The 17,823-nt window shown below is 41.8% G+C and carries 22 protein-coding genes; 20 read left to right on the forward strand and 2 right to left on the reverse strand.

Annotation, left to right across the window (positions count from 1 at the left end; all coding sequences use genetic code 11):
* The first annotated feature begins 101 nt into the window (after positions 1-101).
* The 18 genes from FD735_RS01205 to pflA all read left to right on the forward strand — a co-directional run bounded on the left by FD735_RS01205 (position 102) and on the right by pflA (position 14,856).
* Positions 102-467 carry a hypothetical protein gene (locus FD735_RS01205; RefSeq protein WP_061426622.1) on the forward strand — a complete coding sequence of 122 codons (366 nt, stop codon included), beginning with the start codon at positions 102-104 and terminating at the stop codon, positions 465-467.
* 11 nt (positions 468-478) lie between these two features.
* Positions 479-1,045, forward strand: a complete 567-nt coding sequence (locus FD735_RS01210) for a hypothetical protein (RefSeq protein ID WP_139658294.1) — start codon at positions 479-481, stop codon at positions 1,043-1,045.
* 226 nt (positions 1,046-1,271) lie between these two features.
* Positions 1,272-2,123, forward strand: a complete 852-nt coding sequence (locus FD735_RS01215) for a hypothetical protein (RefSeq protein ID WP_061426626.1) — start codon at positions 1,272-1,274, stop codon at positions 2,121-2,123.
* A gap of 52 nt (positions 2,124-2,175) precedes the next feature.
* Positions 2,176-2,385, forward strand: a complete 210-nt coding sequence (locus FD735_RS01220; RefSeq protein WP_045614723.1) for a hypothetical protein — start codon at positions 2,176-2,178, stop codon at positions 2,383-2,385.
* A gap of 62 nt (positions 2,386-2,447) precedes the next feature.
* Positions 2,448-3,587, forward strand: a complete 1,140-nt coding sequence (locus FD735_RS01225) for a site-specific integrase (RefSeq protein ID WP_061426628.1) — start codon at positions 2,448-2,450, stop codon at positions 3,585-3,587.
* Between the two features lie 139 nt (positions 3,588-3,726).
* The gene (locus tag FD735_RS01230) at positions 3,727-4,497 is read left to right on the forward strand and encodes a TatD family hydrolase (RefSeq protein WP_139659088.1); all 771 of its coding nucleotides are present in this window, start codon (positions 3,727-3,729) and stop codon (positions 4,495-4,497) included.
* Positions 4,497-5,060, forward strand: a complete 564-nt coding sequence (gene rnmV, locus FD735_RS01235) for a ribonuclease M5 (RefSeq protein ID WP_139658295.1) — start codon at positions 4,497-4,499, stop codon at positions 5,058-5,060. The genes FD735_RS01230 and rnmV overlap by 1 nt, the downstream gene beginning before the upstream one ends.
* Positions 5,061-5,071: 11 nt before the next feature.
* On the forward strand, positions 5,072-5,926 hold the full coding sequence (locus FD735_RS01240; RefSeq protein ID WP_139658296.1) for an SDR family NAD(P)-dependent oxidoreductase: 855 nt from the start codon (positions 5,072-5,074) through the stop codon (positions 5,924-5,926).
* A 226-nt stretch (positions 5,927-6,152) separates the two neighbouring features.
* Positions 6,153-6,455, forward strand: a complete 303-nt coding sequence (locus tag FD735_RS01245) for a hypothetical protein (protein WP_255296289.1) — start codon at positions 6,153-6,155, stop codon at positions 6,453-6,455.
* Positions 6,452-7,324, forward strand: coding sequence for a 16S rRNA (adenine(1518)-N(6)/adenine(1519)-N(6))-dimethyltransferase RsmA (gene rsmA, locus FD735_RS01250; protein WP_001216846.1), 873 nt, complete (start codon positions 6,452-6,454; stop codon positions 7,322-7,324). Before FD735_RS01245 ends, rsmA begins: the two co-directional genes overlap by 4 nt.
* Position 7,325: 1 nt before the next feature.
* Positions 7,326-8,204, forward strand: a complete 879-nt coding sequence (gene rsgA, locus FD735_RS01255; protein ID WP_013670157.1) for a ribosome small subunit-dependent GTPase A — start codon at positions 7,326-7,328, stop codon at positions 8,202-8,204.
* 10 nt (positions 8,205-8,214) lie between these two features.
* A complete protein-coding gene (rpe, locus tag FD735_RS01260) occupies positions 8,215-8,871 on the forward strand; it encodes a ribulose-phosphate 3-epimerase (protein ID WP_000084997.1) in 657 nt (218 codons plus the stop codon).
* Positions 8,834-9,496: a thiamine diphosphokinase gene (locus FD735_RS01265; RefSeq protein ID WP_001001255.1), complete on the forward strand. Its 663-nt coding sequence runs from the start codon at positions 8,834-8,836 to the stop codon at positions 9,494-9,496. Before rpe ends, FD735_RS01265 begins: the two co-directional genes overlap by 38 nt.
* Before the next feature lies 1 nt (position 9,497).
* A complete protein-coding gene (gene rmuC / locus FD735_RS01270; RefSeq protein WP_176553044.1) occupies positions 9,498-10,754 on the forward strand; it encodes a DNA recombination protein RmuC in 1,257 nt (418 codons plus the stop codon).
* Positions 10,744-11,685, forward strand: a complete 942-nt coding sequence (locus FD735_RS01275) for a 3'-5' exoribonuclease YhaM family protein (protein WP_000703210.1) — start codon at positions 10,744-10,746, stop codon at positions 11,683-11,685. The genes rmuC and FD735_RS01275 overlap by 11 nt, the downstream gene beginning before the upstream one ends.
* 104 nt (positions 11,686-11,789) lie before the next feature.
* Positions 11,790-12,617 (forward strand): pur operon repressor, encoded by an 828-nt coding sequence (purR, locus tag FD735_RS01280; protein WP_139658299.1) that lies wholly within the window; start codon positions 11,790-11,792, stop codon positions 12,615-12,617.
* A 66-nt stretch (positions 12,618-12,683) separates the two neighbouring features.
* Positions 12,684-13,937 carry a diaminopimelate decarboxylase gene (locus tag FD735_RS01285; protein ID WP_139658300.1) on the forward strand — a complete coding sequence of 418 codons (1,254 nt, stop codon included), beginning with the start codon at positions 12,684-12,686 and terminating at the stop codon, positions 13,935-13,937.
* Between the two features lie 124 nt (positions 13,938-14,061).
* Positions 14,062-14,856: a pyruvate formate-lyase-activating protein gene (gene pflA / locus FD735_RS01290; RefSeq protein ID WP_001288281.1), complete on the forward strand. Its 795-nt coding sequence runs from the start codon at positions 14,062-14,064 to the stop codon at positions 14,854-14,856.
* A gap of 72 nt (positions 14,857-14,928) precedes the next feature.
* On the opposite strand, the gene yidC is transcribed toward pflA, so the two are convergent.
* Positions 14,929-15,858, reverse strand: coding sequence for a membrane protein insertase YidC (gene yidC / locus FD735_RS01295; protein ID WP_139659089.1), 930 nt, complete (start codon positions 15,856-15,858; stop codon positions 14,929-14,931).
* Positions 15,859-15,935: 77 nt separating this feature from the next.
* A complete protein-coding gene (locus tag FD735_RS01300) occupies positions 15,936-16,214 on the reverse strand; it encodes an acylphosphatase (RefSeq protein ID WP_139658301.1) in 279 nt (92 codons plus the stop codon).
* A gap of 33 nt (positions 16,215-16,247) precedes the next feature.
* On the opposite strand from FD735_RS01300, the gene FD735_RS01305 reads away from it, so the two are divergent.
* Together FD735_RS01305 and FD735_RS01310 are read left to right on the forward strand one after the other, a co-directional pair.
* Complete coding sequence (locus tag FD735_RS01305) at positions 16,248-16,988, forward strand: RNA methyltransferase (protein ID WP_139658302.1); 741 nt, start codon at positions 16,248-16,250, stop codon at positions 16,986-16,988.
* Between the two features lie 54 nt (positions 16,989-17,042).
* The gene (locus FD735_RS01310; RefSeq protein ID WP_139658303.1) at positions 17,043-17,726 is read left to right on the forward strand and encodes a Bax inhibitor-1/YccA family protein; all 684 of its coding nucleotides are present in this window, start codon (positions 17,043-17,045) and stop codon (positions 17,724-17,726) included.
* The last annotated feature ends 97 nt before the right edge of the window (positions 17,727-17,823 follow it).

Here is a 17,823-nt window from a genome sequence, read left to right on the forward strand (position 1 = left end):
AAGGAGGTGATTTTAAAATGTTGCTATCTGTAATCGTCACAGTATTTATTTCGTTAAAAGTAGACGATTTGCTTTTACATATAGAAAGAAGGTTTTGACTTATGGCACTTAAGAACTTATCATATTTTACAGAGTTCAACGCTTCGTTATTCTTTGCTCAAAAAGAGTTACGCTTTATTTCTGCCACAATGTGGATAGAAAAAAGTGAAACTGGTTCAGAAATTGAAAAAGGGGTAAAAGTGGGCGTACTTATCTTTTCTGATGACAGTGACTATCCAAACGAAAAAAATAATATTGGAGAGCAACTCACTGTAAAAGTTCCACTAGCATCGATGAAGGATTATGACTCGTATCAACCAATGATCACAACTGTAGAAATTGTAGACATTGAGAAGGCAGTTGTATATGGAGAGTACCGTAACCAGCTTAGTTTGATTGCAAAAGTCAATGAAGTTGTCGAACTTTAAAGGAGGTCAATATGCCGTCGATTATCGAAGAAATACCTATGAAGATTTTTGAAGGTATTAAGGAAGTTTGTCATCTTTGTGGCAGAAAACTTCAGGAGTACCAGAGGAAAGTCCAGATAGAAGAAAATCAAAAAAACTGGAATAGATTTCTAGATTCTACTCAAAATGTATTGGTAGAATTAGTGAAAGAAAATATTCAGGAAAATCAGTTTGCATATACACTAGTTCCAATTTACGAAGCTCAGGAAGTTGTTCAAGCCGATGGAAGCAAGTCGGTCCAGAGAGTGCACGTAGCAGATGAAAGAGTTCCTATAGGTACAATGGATAACCAGGGAATTCAAGAATTTGGAGCTAGGTGTGTAGTTTTTCGGTTTCAAATTTTTGGAGAGATAGATCCAGACGCTCTATTAAGAATAAAAGATACTTGGATCTTTTATTTGCACAAATATTCTCTTCATGGTATCGCTGATCTATATGTAAAGAATGGGTTGCGCTATCTAGTATTCATCATATGTAATGAATCAGATAGACGAACGATTAAAGGGGCGTTGTTCAAATTGAAACATCCGTGGTCTTAGATGGTTAAATTCTTTATGCCGTGAAAGTTGTTGATAATAGGCTAAGATAGATTAGACTGGTTGGGGCGGTGCGGTCGAACTTTGTTCGCCGTGCCGACACAATCAGTTTTATAATCTGAGGGTCCCTATTGTCAATAAATCATGGAATAAATCTGAATTTAATCATCGATAGTGCGACGCCTTAACTTGATAAGCGTCAAACAAAAGCACAATGAAAGGAGACATTATGAATCAAATTTTACCCAATAAATTGGTTAAAGCATATGTTTATGGTGATACCGTAGAAATGACTACAGCTAACGGCCAACAAGAACAAATTATCAAAGTGATTGAAGGCAAGCGTTACGTAAATCTTGAGACCGGAGAAATTCACGCTATGGATACTTCCAGTAGTACACGACTCGATAATTTGAAGTCTACTAAACAGACTATGAAAAAACTACGCCGTCTAGTATCTCATAATTTTACGGGAGGTATCAACCAGTTATGGATAACGTTGACTTATCGAGACCATGTTACCGATCCGGCTATAGTTTACATGGATTTCAAAGCGTTCATTCGACGCATTCGTAATCAGTTTGGAAATGTTGATTATATTACGGTCATTGAGCCACAAGCTAGTGGAAGGTGGCATTTGCATGTGTTATTAAAGAACGATTCCGAACTAACAATTCCTAACAATGACCTTGCTAAGATGTGGGTGAAAGGTTTCACAAAGACCAAAAGGCTACGGAGAGCTGATAAGGTTGGGAATTATTTGATTGCTTATTTATCTAATTTGCAGATAGGTGATGAGGGTTCAGAAAACAAAGCAATTATAAAAGGTGCTCGCCTACATATGTATCCCAAGGGTATCAGAATTTATCGAACTAGCAGAGGAATTGAAAAGCCTTTGGAAATTACAACAACAAAGGCTGAACTTATGAAAACTTATAAAATTAACAGTCCACCGACTTTTTCACGTACCACAAAACATGAAACTCATTATGGTGTGAAAGAATATACTACCGAGTTTTACGATAACATAAAAAGCTTGTCAGACACTTTTGGCGGAGCAACTGACAAGCTAAGTAGGTAATAAAAGAGAATGTCTTTTACCATCCCTATTATATCAAAAATAGGAGAAATTTATGGAAAATATATATAAAAGCAAGAAAGGGATTACGGAATTATTTGATGTTCCGTTAAAAACCTTAAACAATGATCTAACAGAAATGCGAAGAAATGAAAAATTCCAAGGATACATTTTGAAGCCTTCTCATAAGAGAGTATATATAAATGTTGAAGGTTATAAGGAATTTCTGCTTTATAAACAAAAGAAATATGAGGAAGCTATGTAGTTATGTTATAATTAAGCTATGCTACATAGCTTTCCTTTGCTTTAAAAGTACAAGGAGAAGAAATGTTTTTTAAAAAATTGGATAATGGTAAATACCGTTATTATGAGAAATTCTATCATGAACGAGAGGGAAAGTGGAAGCAAGTCTCTGTGACTCTAAAATCAAAATCTAGAGTTTCTCAAGCAGAAGCAAAACGTCGTTTAGCGCTAAAAATCGAAAAACTTCTAACCGCCCCTACAAAAGAGGAAGTTGAAAAGAAACAACTAGAAGAAATGATTTTTAGTCAACTATTGGAAGAATGGAAAATGATTCGCTCCAGTGAGATAAAATCTTCTAGTTATAGAAGTGAGATGAAAAGTTTAGAGCTTTTCATGGGAGCAGTAGGAAATTTGAGAATATCAGATTACACCACTCAGCTAGTTCAAACATATCTAATGAATTTGAATGTTCAAAATTCAACAAGAAAAAATCGAAAAATATACTTGCATGGTATCTTTGATTATGCTGTAAAGGTCGGATATATTTCTGACTCACCAGTTAAAGGGGTGGTAATTCCGAAGCAGAAAGTGGACTATGAGAAGTTGCAAAAAGCTAAGGATAATTTCATTAGTAGAGAGGAACTAGGACAGGTTTTATCGTATTGTGAAAGTCACAATAAAGATAAGCGTTATGCTTTGGCAATGGAATTTATCTTTTTAACTGGTCTTCGTTTTGCAGAGTTTATAGGGGTTCGCTATCAAGATGTAAACTTCAAAGCGAATCTTTTAACAATTGATCATACAATAGATTATGTTGCTCATGGATATGATGAGAGAATCTTACAGACAACGAAAACAGTAGGTTCTGTCAGGACGATAGTACTAAGTGAACGTTGCTTGGAAATTATCGAGTACTTTCGTAGTAACTGTTTTGATGAGGAGTTCATCTTTGTGACTGAGCAAGGTAACATTATGAGACAGCCTTTATTATATAGATTTATCAAAAATATTTGTGAAGTAGTGTTGGGTGGGCACAGATCCTATAATATTCACATGCTTAGACATTCGCATATTAGTTTATTGGCTGAACTAGGGATACCCATAAAGGCTATTATGGAGCGAGTTGGACATAGAGATGAATCTATCACTTTAAGGATCTATAGTCATGTAACAAAAAATATACAAGATGAATTGAGAGAGAAACTTAATCAAATTCATCTGTAGATGCTAACCATAGAACTAACCAAGTACTAACCAAAGTGAATAGAAACTAGGGGAAGTATAGGGAAGTATAGAAGAGAGAAAGTCTTTTCTTTTGGTAGCTAAGGAACATTGAGGAAAGAGAAGGAAATATAGTTTGGATATTTTTGATACGCACACACATTTAAATGTAGAAGAATTTGCAGGACGTGAGGCAGAAGAAATCGCCTTGGCTGCTGAGATGGGTGTGACACAGATGAATATTGTTGGTTTTGATACACCAACCATTGAACGAGCCCTGGAGTTGGCAGATGAGTATGAGCAACTCTACGCAACTATTGGCTGGCATCCGACGGAAGCAGGGACTTACACAGATGAGGTCGAAGCTTACTTGCTTGAAAAACTAAAACATCCTAAGGTCGTTGCCTTGGGGGAGATTGGTCTGGACTATCACTGGATGACAGCACCTAAGGAAGTGCAGGAGCAGGTTTTTCGTCGTCAGATTCAGTTGTCTAAGGACTTGAATTTGCCTTTTGTGGTCCATACCCGTGATGCGCTAGAAGATACTTATGAGATTATCAAGAGTGAGGGCGTTGGTCCTCGTGGTGGGATTATGCATTCATTTTCAGGTTCTTTGGAGTGGGCTGAGAAGTTTGTCGGGCTTGGCATGACCATTTCTTTCTCAGGTGTGGTTACCTTTAAGAAAGCGACGGATATCCAAGAGGCTGCTAGGGAACTTCCGTTAGACAAGATTTTGGTAGAAACGGATGCGCCCTACCTGGCTCCTGTTCCTAAACGTGGCCGTGAAAACAAAACAGCCTACACACGCTATGTGGTGGACTTTATCGCCGACTTGCGTGGGATGACGACTGAGGAGTTAGCCGCAGTAACGACTGCAAATGCAGAGCGTATCTTTGGATTGGACAGCAAGTGATGAAAGAAAAAATTTCCCAAGTCATCGTGGTCGAAGGTCGTGATGATACGGCCAATCTCAAACGTTACTTTGACGTGGAAACCTATGAGACACGAGGTTCCGCCATAAATGACCAGGATATAGAGCGGATTCGTCGCCTGCATGAACTGCATGGAGTCATTGTCTTTACAGATCCAGATTTTAATGGGGAGCGGATTCGTCGCATGATTATGACGGCCATTCCAACGGTACAACATGCCTTTCTCAAGCGAGATGAGGCTGTTCCCAAATCCAAGACCAAGGGGCGCTCTCTGGGAATCGAACATGCTAGCTATGAGGACCTGAAAACAGCGCTGGTTCAGGTGACAGAGCAATTTGAAAACGAGAACGAGTTTGACATCAGTCGTGGTGACTTGATTCGCCTAGGTTTCTTGGCAGGAGCAGACAGTCGTAGGCGCAGAGAGTATCTAGGCGAACAGCTCCGCATCGGCTATTCCAACGGCAAGCAACTCCTCAAGCGCTTAGAGTTGTTTGGAGTGACCTTGGCAGAAGTGGAAGAAGTGATGGCTAAGTATTCAGACTAACGGAGTCAGAAATGAAAAAAGTGATTATTACGGGTGGCAATAGTGGTATTGGCTACCAGTCTGCTAAACAGTTGGCTGAAAAGGGCTGGTCGGTAACTCTCTTTTGTAGACGGAAAGAAGCTGCCGAGCAAGCCTGTGAGGAAATCTGCCAACAAACAGGAAATCGACATGTAGATTATATCTTGGTTGATCTATCTGATATGAAGAGTGTCAGGGAAGCAGCGGAACAGTATATTCAAAAAGAAGACTTTCTAGACGTTCTAATTAACAATGCAGCTGACTTTGATTTGTCAGTTAAAAAGCCCATCCTGACTAAGGATGGTTTAGAAAAGCAATTTGCGACCAATGTTGCCGCCCCTTTCTTGCTTTCTATCTTGTTGAAAGGTTTGTTGGAAAAATCTGAGCGTGGTCGAATTATTAATATTTCTTCCCAAGGACTGGTGCTTTATCCTTTCATGAAGCTTGATTTTGAAAATTTATCTGGTCAAAAACATTATAGTCCTACCAAGACCTATTATCAGAATAAACTAGCCTTGTTGATGCTGTCCCTTTATATGCGGAAACATTGGAAAGGTATCAAGGTTCAGGCAATCCGTGTGACCAATGTTAAAGTTGATATGCGCCGCTATGATCACCTCAGCCCTTTTATGAAAAATTTGTATAAAATCAAGTCAAGATTTTCGATTAGTCCTGAAGAAATGGCCAAAGTCTATACAGCCTTATCTACAGAAGATGGCCATGACGGTTTTTTGTATGACGAGAAATGCAGAGAAGTAAAAGCAAATAGATCTGCTTACGAAGAAGAGGAGCAAGCAAAACTTTACTCCTTACTTGAACAACTGACCTTTTCAAGAGACAATCTATAAAGAATTAGAAAAATAAATTTTACGCTTACTTCAATAGTGGAAAGAAATTTAGATATCGAAATCTGTTTGGAGAGTCCTGAAAAGTGATAACAATAACCAGATAGCCCAAAAATACAAAGGGAATGTGTTACAATAGAGGTACTTAGATTTATTTTGATAGCGTTAAAATAGAAACTTATAAGGACAGTGCGAAATGAAAATTCGAGTTAATAGAGATTCTGTATGTATGGGGGACGATGTATTGCCTCATGAGATAGAATTTGAGATTCCTGAAGATATGACGGTGAAAGAATTTTTTGACTTTCTAGAAAAGGAACGTTATTTGCCGTCTGTTCAAGGAAACAATGTCGCTTGGGAACTCCGTAATCGAAATGGGGAACAAGGTGTTTATTTCACCAAAACACGAGAGATTATTCATCCAGATGCGGTCTTAAAAGAGATGTTGGAAGGAATTACTGAGACTCCCTTATTTGTTTTGCTCTATCATTATACCCCGGAAGCATACTATATTAGAAAAGAGAATAAATGAGAATTGCAGATTATAGCGTGACCAAGGCAGTGCTGGAGCGTCACGGTTTTACCTTTAAAAAGTCCTTCGGGCAAAATTTCCTGACGGATACCAATATCCTTCAAAAAATCGTGGATACAGCTGAAATTGATGATCAGGTTAATGTTATCGAAATCGGGCCAGGGATTGGTGCCTTGACGGAGTTTTTGGCTGAGCGTGCGGCAGAGGTTATGGCCTTTGAGATTGACCACCGTTTGGTACCGATCTTGGCAGATACCCTGCGTGATTTTGACAATGTGACAGTAGTCAACGAGGACATTCTCAAAGTTGACTTGGCCCAGCATATCCAGAATTTTAAAAATCCTGGCCTGCCAATCAAGGTAGTAGCCAACTTGCCCTACTATATCACAACGCCTATTCTCATGCACTTGATTGAGAGTGGCATTCCTTTTAGTGAGTTTGTCGTCATGATGCAAAAAGAAGTGGCGGATCGCATCTCAGCCCAACCTAACACCAAGGCTTACGGTAGCTTGTCGATTGCGGTTCAGTATTACATGACAGCCAAGGTTGCTTTTATCGTGCCTCGTACGGTCTTTGTGCCAGCACCAAATGTGGATTCGGCCATCTTGAAAATGGTGCGCCGTCCAGATCCAGCCGTAGCAGTCGAAGATGAGAATTTCTTCTTTAAGGTTTCCAAGGCTAGTTTCACTCATCGTCGCAAGACCTTGTGGAACAACTTAACAGGCTACTTTGGCAAGACCGAAGAAGTCAAGGATAAGCTGACCAAGGCTTTGGACCAAGCAGGCTTGTCACCAAGTGTGCGTGGGGAAGCACTAAGCTTAGAAGAATTTGCTAGCCTTTCAGATGCGCTTAAAGGACAAGGACTCTAAGATGCGGGGACAAATCATTAAAGCCTTGGCGGGCTTCTACTATGTGGAGAGTGACGGTCAGGTTTATCAAACACGCGCGCGTGGGAATTTCCGTAAAAAAGGTCATACACCCTATGTTGGGGATTGGGTAGATTTTTCTGCGGAGGAATATTCTGAAGGTTATATTCTCAAGATTCACGAACGGAAAAACAGTCTGGTTCGTCCGCCTATTGTCAATATTGACCAAGCTGTGGTAATCATGTCGGCTAAGGAGCCTGATTTTAATAGCAATTTGCTGGATCGCTTCTTGGTACTCTTAGAACATAAGGGCATCCATCCTGTCGTCTATATTTCTAAAATGGACTTGCTAGAAGATAGGGAAGAATTAAGTTTTTACCAGCAGACCTATGGTGACATTGGCTATGACTTTGTGACCAGCAAGGAAGAACTCCTACCCTTGTTAACAGGCAAGACTACAGTCTTTATGGGGCAGACAGGCGTTGGAAAATCAACCCTTCTCAATAAAATCGCACCAGACCTCAATCTCGAGACAGGAGAAATCTCAGATAGTCTAGGTCGTGGTCGCCATACCACTCGAGCTGTTAGTTTTTACAATCTCAATGGGGGTAAAATCGCGGACACACCAGGCTTTTCATCACTGGATTATGAAGTGTCAACGGCTGAAGACCTCAATCAGGCCTTTCCAGAGATTGCCAGTGTCAGTCGAGACTGTAAATTCCGTACTTGTACCCATACCCATGAACCAGCTTGTGCGGTCAAGCCAGCTGTCGAAAAGGGTGCCATTGCGACCTTCCGTTTTGACAACTACTTGCAATTCCTCAGTGAAATTGAAAATCGCAGAGAAACCTATAAAAAAGTCAGCAAAAAAATTCCAAAATAAGGAGAAACCTATGTCTCAATACAAGATTGCTCCGTCAATTCTGGCAGCAGATTATGCCAACTTTGAACGTGAAATCAAACGCCTAGAAGCAACTGGGGCAGAATATGCCCATATCGATATCATGGATGGTCACTTTGTACCACAAATCAGTTTTGGTGCAGGTGTGGTTGAAGCTCTTCGTCCCCATAGCAAGATGGTCTTTGACTGCCACTTGATGGTAGCTAATCCAGAGAATCATTTAGAGGACTTTGCGCGTGCAGGTGCAGATATCATCAGCATTCATGTCGAAGCAACACCTCATATCCATGGCGCTCTCCAAAAGATTCGTTCACTAGGCGTCAAACCATCGATCGTTATCAATCCTGGTACACCTGTTGAGGCTATCAAATATGTACTTCACCTAGTTGACCAAGTTTTGGTGATGACGGTGAACCCTGGCTTCGGCGGGCAAGCTTTTCTCCCTGAAACCATGGATAAGATTCGTGAGTTGGTTGCCCTTCGTGAGGAAAAAGGCTTGAACTTTGAGATTGAAGTGGATGGTGGGATTGATGACCAAACCATTGCTCAAGCCAAAGAAGCTGGTGCTACAGTTTTTGTAGCGGGATCTTATGTCTTTAAGGGAGATGTCAATGAACGAGTGCAAACGCTCAGAAAACAACTGCACTAGGGTTGCCGTTTTTGCAGGTGGAGACCGTGGTCATTATCGAACGGATTTTGATTGCTTTGTCGGTGTAGATCGAGGCTCGCTCTGGGTCTTGGAAGAAGACCTTCCTCTGGCTCTAGCAGTTGGAGATTTTGATTCTGTCACTGCAGAAGAGCGACAGGTGATTCAAAAAAGTGCCCAGCATTTTGTTCAAGCCCAGCCAGAAAAGGATGATACGGATCTGGAATTGGCTCTCTTAACCGTCTTTGAGCAAAATCCTCAGGCTCAAGTTACTATTTTCGGTGCTTTGGGTGGCCGTATTGACCATATGTTGGCCAATGTTTTTCTACCTAGCAATCCCAAGTTAGCACCCTATATGCGCCAGATAGCGATTGAGGATGGGCAAAATGTGATTTCCTATTGTCCAGAAGGGACCAGTCAGCTAGAACCCCGCTCGGACTATGACTATCTAGCCTTTATGCCAGTTCGGGATAGCCAGCTGACCATTCTTGGTGCCAAGTATGAGTTGACAGAGGAGAATTTTTTCTTTAAAAAAGTATACGCTTCTAACGAATATATAGATAGGGAAGTTTCGGTGACTTGCCCAGATGGCTATGTCGTCGTGTTGCATAGCAAGGACAGGAGGTAGGATGGAGACTGTATTATTACTATTATTAATTGCCAATCTAGCTGGACTCTTTCTCATTTGGCAAAGGCAGGATAAGCAGGAGAAACACCTAAGCAAGAGTTTGGAGGATCAGGCAGATGATCTTTCAGATCAACTGGATTATCGCTTTGAACAAGCCAGGCAAACCAATCAGCTAGATCAAAAAGATTTGGAAGTGGCTGTCAGCGACCGTTTGCAAGAAGTGCGAATGGAGTTGCACCAAGGCCTGACTCAAGTCCGTCAAGAAATGACAGATAATCTTTTGCAAACTAGGGACAAGACCGACCAACGCCTTCAAGCTTTGCAGGAATCAAATGAGCAACGCTTGGAGCAAATGCGCCAGACAGTCGAGGAAAAGTTGGAAAAGACCTTGCAGACGCGCTTGCAGGCTTCCTTCGAGACAGTCTCCAAGCAACTAGAGTCTGTCAATCGTGGTCTTGGAGAAATGCAGACGGTTGCTCGTGATGTCGGTGCCCTCAACAAGGTTCTCTCTGGAACCAAGACGCGAGGAATTCTGGGCGAATTGCAACTGGGGCAGATCATCGAAGACATCATGACACCAGCCCAGTACGAACGAGAATTTGCAACGGTTGAAAACTCCAGTGAACGTGTGGAATACGCCATCAAGTTGCCTGGCCAAGGCGACCAGGAATACGTCTATCTACCGATTGACTCCAAGTTTCCACTGGCAGATTATTACCGATTAGAAGAAGCCTATGAAGCCGGTGATAAGAACGAGATTGAACGCTGTCGTAAATCTCTCTTGACAAGCGTTAAGCGTTTCGCCAAGGATATCAAGAGCAAGTACATAGCGCCGCCTCGAACAACCAATTTTGGAGTCTTGTTTGTTCCGACAGAAGGTCTTTATTCAGAGATCGTTCGCAATCCGGTCTTCTTTGATGGTTTGAGACGGGAAGAGCAGATTATTGTCGCAGGTCCAAGTACCCTATCAGCCCTGCTTAACTCTCTATCAGTTGGCTTCAAAACTCTCAATATCCAAAAGAGTGCTGACCATATCAGCAAGACCTTAGCTAGTGTCAAGACCGAGTTTGGCAAGTTCGGAGGCATTCTGGTCAAGGCACAAAAACATCTTCAACATGCCTCTGGCAATATTGATGAATTATTAAACCGTCGCACTACAGCTATCGAGCGGACGCTCCGTCACATTGAGTTATCAGAAGGTGAGCCTGCGCTTGATCTACTCCATTTCCAAGAAGATGAGGAAGAATATGAAGATTAGTCACATGAAAAAAGATGAGCTGTTTGAAGGTTTTTACCTGATTAAATCAGCTGACCTGAGACAGACGCGTGCTGGGAAAAACTACCTAGCCTTTACCTTTCAAGACGATAGCGGCGAGATTGAAGGAAAGCTCTGGGATGCCCAGCCTCATAACGTTGAGGCCTTTACCGCAGGGAAAGTTGTCCACATGCAGGGACGTCGAGAAGTTTATAACAACACTCCTCAAGTCAATCAAATTACTCTCCGCTTGCCTCAGCCCGGGGAACCCAATGATCCAGCTGATTTCAAGGTCAAATCTCCAGTTGATGTCAAGGAGATTCGTGACTACATGTCGCAAATGATTTTCAAGATTGAAAATCCTGTCTGGCAGCGTATCGTTCGTAGTCTCTACACCAAGTATGATAAGGAATTCTACTCCTATCCGGCTGCCAAGACCAATCACCATGCCTTTGAAACAGGTTTAGCCTATCATACAGCAACCATGGTGCGCTTGGCAGATGCCATTAGTGAGATCTATCCTCAGCTCAACAAGAGCCTCCTCTATGCGGGAATTATGTTGCATGACTTGGCCAAGGTTATTGAGTTGACGGGACCAGACCAGACGGAGTACACAGTTCGAGGCAATCTCCTTGGGCATATCGCTCTCATCGATAGTGAAATTACCAAGACAGTCATGGAACTAGGTATCGATGATACTAGAGAAGAAGTGGTGCTACTGCGCCATGTCATCCTTAGTCACCATGGCTTACTGGAGTATGGAAGTCCAGTCCGTCCACGCATTATGGAGGCAGAAATTATCCATATGATTGATAATCTAGATGCTAGCATGATGATGATGTCAACAGCTCTAGCTTTGGTAGACAAAGGAGAGATGACCAATAAAATCTTCGCTATGGACAATCGTTCCTTCTATAAACCAGATTTAGATTAATAATTTAAGAAAAACGAGCATTTTTTACGCAATAATGTTCGTTTTTTTATGTGAATATGGTATAATGGATAAAATATCAAAATTAAATGGAATGGTAAATAAAAATGAAATTAAGAAGAAGTGATCGGATGGTTGTCATTTCCAACTATTTGATTAATAATCCATACAAACTAACAAGTCTCAACACCTTTGCAGAAAAGTACGAATCTGCTAAATCATCGATTTCAGAGGACATCGTGATTATCAAGCGTGCCTTTGAGGAAATCGAAATCGGTCATATTCAGACTGTTACTGGAGCAGGTGGTGGCGTTATCTTTACACCATCAATCTCGAGTCATGAAGCCAAAGAAATGATCGCAGATTTGCGTGACAAACTTTCAGAAAGCGACCGTATCTTGCCAGGTGGCTACATCTACCTATCTGATTTGCTCAGTACACCTGCTATTTTGAAAAATATTGGGCGCATCATTGCCAAGAGCTTTATGGACCAAAAAATCGATGCCGTTATGACAGTGGCAACAAAAGGTGTGCCACTCGCAAATGCAGTTGCCAATGTCCTCAATGTTCCATTTGTCATTGTGCGCCGTGACTTGAAAATCACCGAAGGTTCAACGGTTAGCGTCAACTATGTATCAGGTTCCAGCGGTGACCGCATTGAGAAAATGTTCCTTTCAAAACGTAGCCTCAAGGCAGGCAGTCGTGTCTTGATTGTGGATGACTTCTTGAAAGGCGGCGGAACTGTCAACGGTATGATTAGTCTTTTGCGTGAGTTCGATTCTGAACTAGCTGGTGTCGCAGTCTTTGCAGACAATGCCCAAGAAGAACGTGAAAATCAGTTCGATTACAAGTCACTCTTGAAAGTAACCAATATTGATGTTAAGAACCAATCCATCGATGTTGAGATTGGAAATATCTTTGACGAAGACAAATAAGAGATAGAACTAAAGGTTGGAACGATTGTCCCAGCCTTTCTTTGCAAACAGAATAGAAGGAAGCTTATGAAAACACCATTTATCAGCCGTGAAGATTTAGAAACAATTGTTGCAGAGTTCCCGACTCCCTTCCACTTGTATGACGAGAAGGGGATTCGTGAAAAAGCAAGAGCCGTCAACAAGGCCTTTTCCTGGAACAAGGGCTTTAAGGAATATTTTGCAGTCAAGGCGACTCCAACCCCTGCCATCTTGAAAATCCTCCAAGAGGAAGGTTGCGGTGTGGACTGTTCTAGTTACGTGGAACTTTTAATGAGCCATAAACTGGATTTTCCCGGTTCTGAAATCATGTTCTCTTCTAACAACACGCCTGACAAGGAATATGCCTATGCGCGTGAGTTAGGTGCGACCATTAACTTGGATGCCTTTGAAGACATTGAACATCTAGAGCGAGCAGCAGGCATTCCAGAAATCATCTCTTGTCGTTACAATCCTGGTGGCGTTTTTGAGCTAGGAACAGATATCATGGACAATCCTGGAGAAGCCAAGTTTGGGATGACCAAGGACCAGCTTTTTGAAGCCTTTGCGATTTTGAAGGAAAAAGGAGCTAAGACTTTTGGGATTCACTCTTTCCTAGCATCCAATACTGTCACCCATCTCTACTACCCAGAGTTGGCGCGCCAGCTTTTTGAATTAGCCGTTGAAATCAAGGAAAAGTTGGGTATTTCGCTAGATTTCATCAATCTTTCCGGCGGTATTGGTGTCAACTATCGTCCTGAGCAGGAGCCAAATGACATTGCTGTGATTGGTGAGGGAGTTCGTAAGGTTTATGAGGAAGTCCTTACGCCAGCAGGTCTTGGTCAGGTTAAAATTTTCACCGAATTGGGCCGCTTTATGTTAGCCCCTCACGGAGCTCTCGTCACAAGAGTCACTCATAAGAAAAAAACTTACCGTACCTATCTGGGCGTGGATGCATCAGCAGTCAACCTCATGCGCCCAGCCATGTATGGAGCTTACCACCATGTCACCAATCTGACCAATCCAGACGGACCAGTTGAGGTGGTAGATGTGGTCGGTTCACTCTGCGAAAACAATGATAAATTTGCCGTCAATCGCGAACTGCCTCATACAGAAATCGGTGATTTGCTGATGATTCATGATACAGGTGCACATGGATTCTCCATGGGTTACCAGTACAATGCCAAACTACGCTCAGCAGAAATTCTCTATACCGAAGAAGGAAAAGCCCGTCAAATCCGCCGTGCAGAGCGCCCTGAGGACTATTTCGCAACCTTGTATGGTTTTGATTTTGAATCGGATTAGTAAAAGAAATTGAAAATGAAAGTGAAAAACAGATTGCTTTCTAAAAAATAGACAAAAAAAACTTGTTTTTCACCTTACTCGTGATATAATAAAACTATAAAACGGTTTCAAGGAAGGTGACGATATGTCTGAAGAAACAATTGACTATGGACAAGTGACAGGAATGGTGCATTCGACAGAGAGTTTTGGGGCGGTAGATGGCCCTGGGATTCGTTTTATTGTCTTTTTGCAGGGCTGTCACATGCGTTGCCAGTACTGTCATAACCCCGATACATGGGCTATGGAGACCAATAAATCACGCGAACGGACAGTAGACGATGTCTTGACAGAAGCTCTTCGCTACCGTGGTTTCTGGGGAGACAAGGGAGGAATCACTGTTAGTGGAGGAGAAGCTCTTTTACAGATTGATTTCTTAATTGCCCTCTTCACCAAGGCCAAGGAAAAAGGAATCCACTGTACCTTGGATACCTGTGCCCTTCCGTTCCGTAATAAACCACGTTATCTCGAAAAGTTTAATAAACTCATGGCAGTGACAGACTTGGTTCTCCTGGATATCAAGGAAATCAACGAAGAACAGCACAAGATTGTCACAAGTCAAACCAATAAAAACATCTTGGCCTGTGCCCAGTACCTATCAGATATTGGGAAGCCTGTTTGGATTCGCCATGTGCTGGTTCCAGGATTGACAGACAGAGATGAGGATTTGATCGAACTTGGTAAATTCGTCAAAACCCTTAAAAACGTTGACAAGTTTGAAATCTTGCCTTATCACACGATGGGTGAGTTCAAGTGGCGTGAACTTGGAATTCCTTATTCGCTCGAAGGGGTCAAACCTCCAACAGCAGACCGTGTCAAGAATGCCAAGGAATTGATGGATACAGAAAGCTACCAAGACTACATGAAACGTGTTCATGGATAAAAAAGAAGCCTGATGGAGACATCGGGCTTTTGTGATGCATAAAAAGCCTAGCCTTTCAGCTAAGCTTTTTTCTTATTTTCTAGAATGTTGTTTACCAGCATTGCGTTTTTTATGTTTCTTATTAGTCATGATCGCAGTTGCTTGGTTTGGAGTGACATCTTTGCGTCCGCCTCCAGTTAAAAATGAGCTTGCTTTTGGTGGATTTTTGGCAAATTCTTCACGAACTTTTTTGCGAAGTTTTGGACGAACAACATAGTTAACGATGAACTGTTGAAGAATCATCATGAAACCACCGACAACCCAGTAAAGCGTCACACTAGCTGGTGAGAAGAGGGAGAAGACCACAATCATGAGTGGGCTCATGTAGATCATTTTCTTGAGCTGTTCTCTTTGCATCTCGTCTTCTACGCCATGAAGCGAGAGAATTGATTGGAGATAGTAGAGGACACCAGCAAAGGCTACGAGGATCATACTTGGTGAACCAAGATCGATACCCAAGAAGGTAGAGCTAGCTACCCCATCAGTGAGCTGGGCTGCAAAGTAGATAGCAGAGAAGAATGGCATTTGAATGAGGATAGGGAAGCAACCTACACCACCTAACATGCTAATACCGTGTTCTTTCTGAGCAGCAAAGAGAGCTTGTTGAGCCTCAAGTTTTTCTTCCTGAGTTGTTGCTTCTTTGAGACGTGTTTGGTGTGGTTCAAGCACGTGTTTGAGGGCGTTCATCTTTTCAGAGTGAAGTGTCGCCTTCCATGATTGGTAGATACCAAGTGGCAAGATAATCAAGCGCACGATAATGGTTACGATAATGATAGCGACCCCGAAGCCTAGTCCTTTATCAGTAGCGAAGTACTTGATAGCTTCTCCCATCGGAGCACCCAAGAAATCCCAAACGGGACCAACTGGCTTACCTGTTGCTTTGTCTACTTGGACACAGCCTGTCAAGACGAGTAGCATAGCCACTCCCATAGCAGAGAGGGCAAAACGTTTAATAGATTTCAATGTTTTCATTCCTTCTTTAAAAATTGTACCTTTCTATTCTACTGTTTTTTTGTAAAATATACAATAGTTCTGGAGACCTAATTTGCAACTTTGAAGTCTGAATAGGATGAAAAGTTGCTCATCTGCACATCCAGATAGGTGACTTTTGAAAAGGGCGTTGGGCCTTTACGGATTTCTTGGATAAATTTTGCCATAGTGGCAGAAGACTCTGTTTGAGCGAGAATTTCCACTGTGCCGTCGTCGTTATTCCATACACGACCAGTGATGCCACCAATTTCAAGCGCTAGAGTAACAACACCCCAACGAAAACCAACACCCTGTACCCTTCCTTGGGCAATCATTCTAACCTTTTGCATACTAAACCCCTTTGATTGTGTTATAATGTTTCTATGACTATTATAACCTCAAAAGCCAATTCTGTGGTAAAAAATGCCAAGAAATTGCATCAAAAAAAATATCGAAAGTCTGCCTATTTGATTGAAGGTTGGCACTTATTTGAAGAAGCTGTTCAAGCTGGAGTGAGGATTGAGAAGATTTTTGCTCTGGAAAGTTACCGAGATCAGTTAGCTGCTTTTCCTCAAACGGTCTGGGTTTCAGAGGATATTTTGCGGGACTTGGCAGATACGCAAACTCCTCAAGGCATTGTTGCAGTGATTCAAAAAGAAGAAGTGGGACTGCCTGATTTTAGTCAGGGTAAGTTTCTATTTTTAGAAGACGTCCAAGATCCTGGTAATGTGGGTACCATGATTCGGACTGCGGATGCTGCAGGTTTTACAGGGGTTATTGTCTCAGACAAGTCAGCAGATATCTACAGTCTTAAGACCCTGCGTTCCATGCAAGGAAGTCATTTTCATTTGCCCATCTATCGGATGTCTCTTGCCACCTTTATAGAAGAGGCAAAGAAGAGCAATTTGCCCATTCTAGCAACGACCTTATCCAAAGAATCCAAGGACTATCGTGAGCTTTCTCCCTTAGAAAACTTTGCTCTAGTCATGGGAAATGAAGGGCAGGGGATTAGTTCTGTCATGGCTGAGAGTGCTGATCAGCTGGTTCATATTGGCATGAAAGGCCGAGCAGAAAGTCTCAACGTGGCAGTTGCAGCAGGCATTTTGATGTTTTATTTCAGCTAATTTATAAAATCTTTGTTATAATCAAGACATATTTATAGAAAAAGGAGAATCAAAATGAATCAATCGATTATTCAAGAACGTTCAGGTCTCAATCAATTTTACGCTAAGGTTTACGCCTTTGTGGGACTGGGGATTGGTCTATCAGCTCTCGTGTCAGCTTTGATGTTGACAGTCTTCCAAGCTCAATTGACTTACTTTTTAATGCATGGTCGTCTCTGGCTGATGATTGCAACTTTTGCAGAACTTGCTCTAGTCTTTGTTGCAAGTAGCATGGCTGCAAAAAATAGCCCAGCAGCTCTCCCAGTATTTTTAGTTTATTCTGTTTTAAATGGATTTACGCTCAGCTTTGTCGTAGCCTTCTATACACCTGGGACCGTCTTATCAGCCTTTGTATCTAGTGCTCTTCTTTTCTTTGTCATGGCGGCAATCGGAATTTTCACCAAGAAAGATTTGAGTGGAATGGGACGAGCTTTGATGGCGGCACTTGTTGGTCTCATCATAGCCATGGTTGTGAATCTATTTTTAGCCAATAGCTTCTTTGACTACATGATTAGTATTGCCATGGTCTTGGTCTTCTCAGGTTTGATTGCTTGGGACAACCAAAAGATTCGCTATGTTTATGAGCAGTCACGAGGGCAAGTAGCGACAGGATGGGTCATCTCAATGGCGCTTAGCATCTATCTAGACTTTATCAACCTCTTCCTTAGCATCTTACGAATCTTTGGTCGAAACGATTAATGAATGACAGAGTCAGTGTTCAAAAGAGCACTGACTTTTTCTTATTTACTCTTTTCTTTTCTGAAAAATAGGTGTATAATGCTTTTAACTAATTTTT

Source organism: Streptococcus sp. 1643, from assembly GCF_006228325.1.
Lineage (GTDB): Bacteria > Bacillota > Bacilli > Lactobacillales > Streptococcaceae > Streptococcus.

Excerpts from the sequence above, each read along its gene's own strand:
- FD735_RS01240 (WP_139658296.1), top strand. The coding sequence starts at position 5,072 with ATGAAAAAAGTGATTATTACGGGTGGCAATAGTGGTATTGGCTACCAG.
- FD735_RS01225 (WP_061426628.1), top strand. The coding sequence starts at position 2,448 with ATGTTTTTTAAAAAATTGGATAATGGTAAATACCGTTATTATGAGAAA.
- FD735_RS01215 (WP_061426626.1), top strand. The coding sequence starts at position 1,272 with ATGAATCAAATTTTACCCAATAAATTGGTTAAAGCATATGTTTATGGT.
- rpe (WP_000084997.1), top strand. The coding sequence starts at position 8,215 with ATGTCTCAATACAAGATTGCTCCGTCAATTCTGGCAGCAGATTATGCC.
- rnmV (WP_139658295.1), top strand. The coding sequence starts at position 4,497 with ATGAAAGAAAAAATTTCCCAAGTCATCGTGGTCGAAGGTCGTGATGAT.
- FD735_RS01275 (WP_000703210.1), top strand. The coding sequence starts at position 10,744 with ATGAAGATTAGTCACATGAAAAAAGATGAGCTGTTTGAAGGTTTTTAC.
- rsgA (WP_013670157.1), top strand. The coding sequence starts at position 7,326 with ATGCGGGGACAAATCATTAAAGCCTTGGCGGGCTTCTACTATGTGGAG.
- rmuC (WP_176553044.1), top strand. The coding sequence starts at position 9,498 with ATGGAGACTGTATTATTACTATTATTAATTGCCAATCTAGCTGGACTC.
- FD735_RS01220 (WP_045614723.1), top strand. The coding sequence starts at position 2,176 with ATGGAAAATATATATAAAAGCAAGAAAGGGATTACGGAATTATTTGAT.
- purR (WP_139658299.1), top strand. The coding sequence starts at position 11,790 with ATGAAATTAAGAAGAAGTGATCGGATGGTTGTCATTTCCAACTATTTG.
- pflA (WP_001288281.1), top strand. The coding sequence starts at position 14,062 with ATGTCTGAAGAAACAATTGACTATGGACAAGTGACAGGAATGGTGCAT.
- FD735_RS01245 (WP_255296289.1), top strand. The coding sequence starts at position 6,153 with ATGGGGGACGATGTATTGCCTCATGAGATAGAATTTGAGATTCCTGAA.
- rsmA (WP_001216846.1), top strand. The coding sequence starts at position 6,452 with ATGAGAATTGCAGATTATAGCGTGACCAAGGCAGTGCTGGAGCGTCAC.
- FD735_RS01300 (WP_139658301.1), bottom strand. The coding sequence starts at position 16,214 with ATGCAAAAGGTTAGAATGATTGCCCAAGGAAGGGTACAGGGTGTTGGT.
- FD735_RS01285 (WP_139658300.1), top strand. The coding sequence starts at position 12,684 with ATGAAAACACCATTTATCAGCCGTGAAGATTTAGAAACAATTGTTGCA.
- FD735_RS01210 (WP_139658294.1), top strand. The coding sequence starts at position 479 with ATGCCGTCGATTATCGAAGAAATACCTATGAAGATTTTTGAAGGTATT.
- FD735_RS01265 (WP_001001255.1), top strand. The coding sequence starts at position 8,834 with ATGAACGAGTGCAAACGCTCAGAAAACAACTGCACTAGGGTTGCCGTT.
- FD735_RS01305 (WP_139658302.1), top strand. The coding sequence starts at position 16,248 with ATGACTATTATAACCTCAAAAGCCAATTCTGTGGTAAAAAATGCCAAG.
- FD735_RS01310 (WP_139658303.1), top strand. The coding sequence starts at position 17,043 with ATGAATCAATCGATTATTCAAGAACGTTCAGGTCTCAATCAATTTTAC.
- FD735_RS01205 (WP_061426622.1), top strand. The coding sequence starts at position 102 with ATGGCACTTAAGAACTTATCATATTTTACAGAGTTCAACGCTTCGTTA.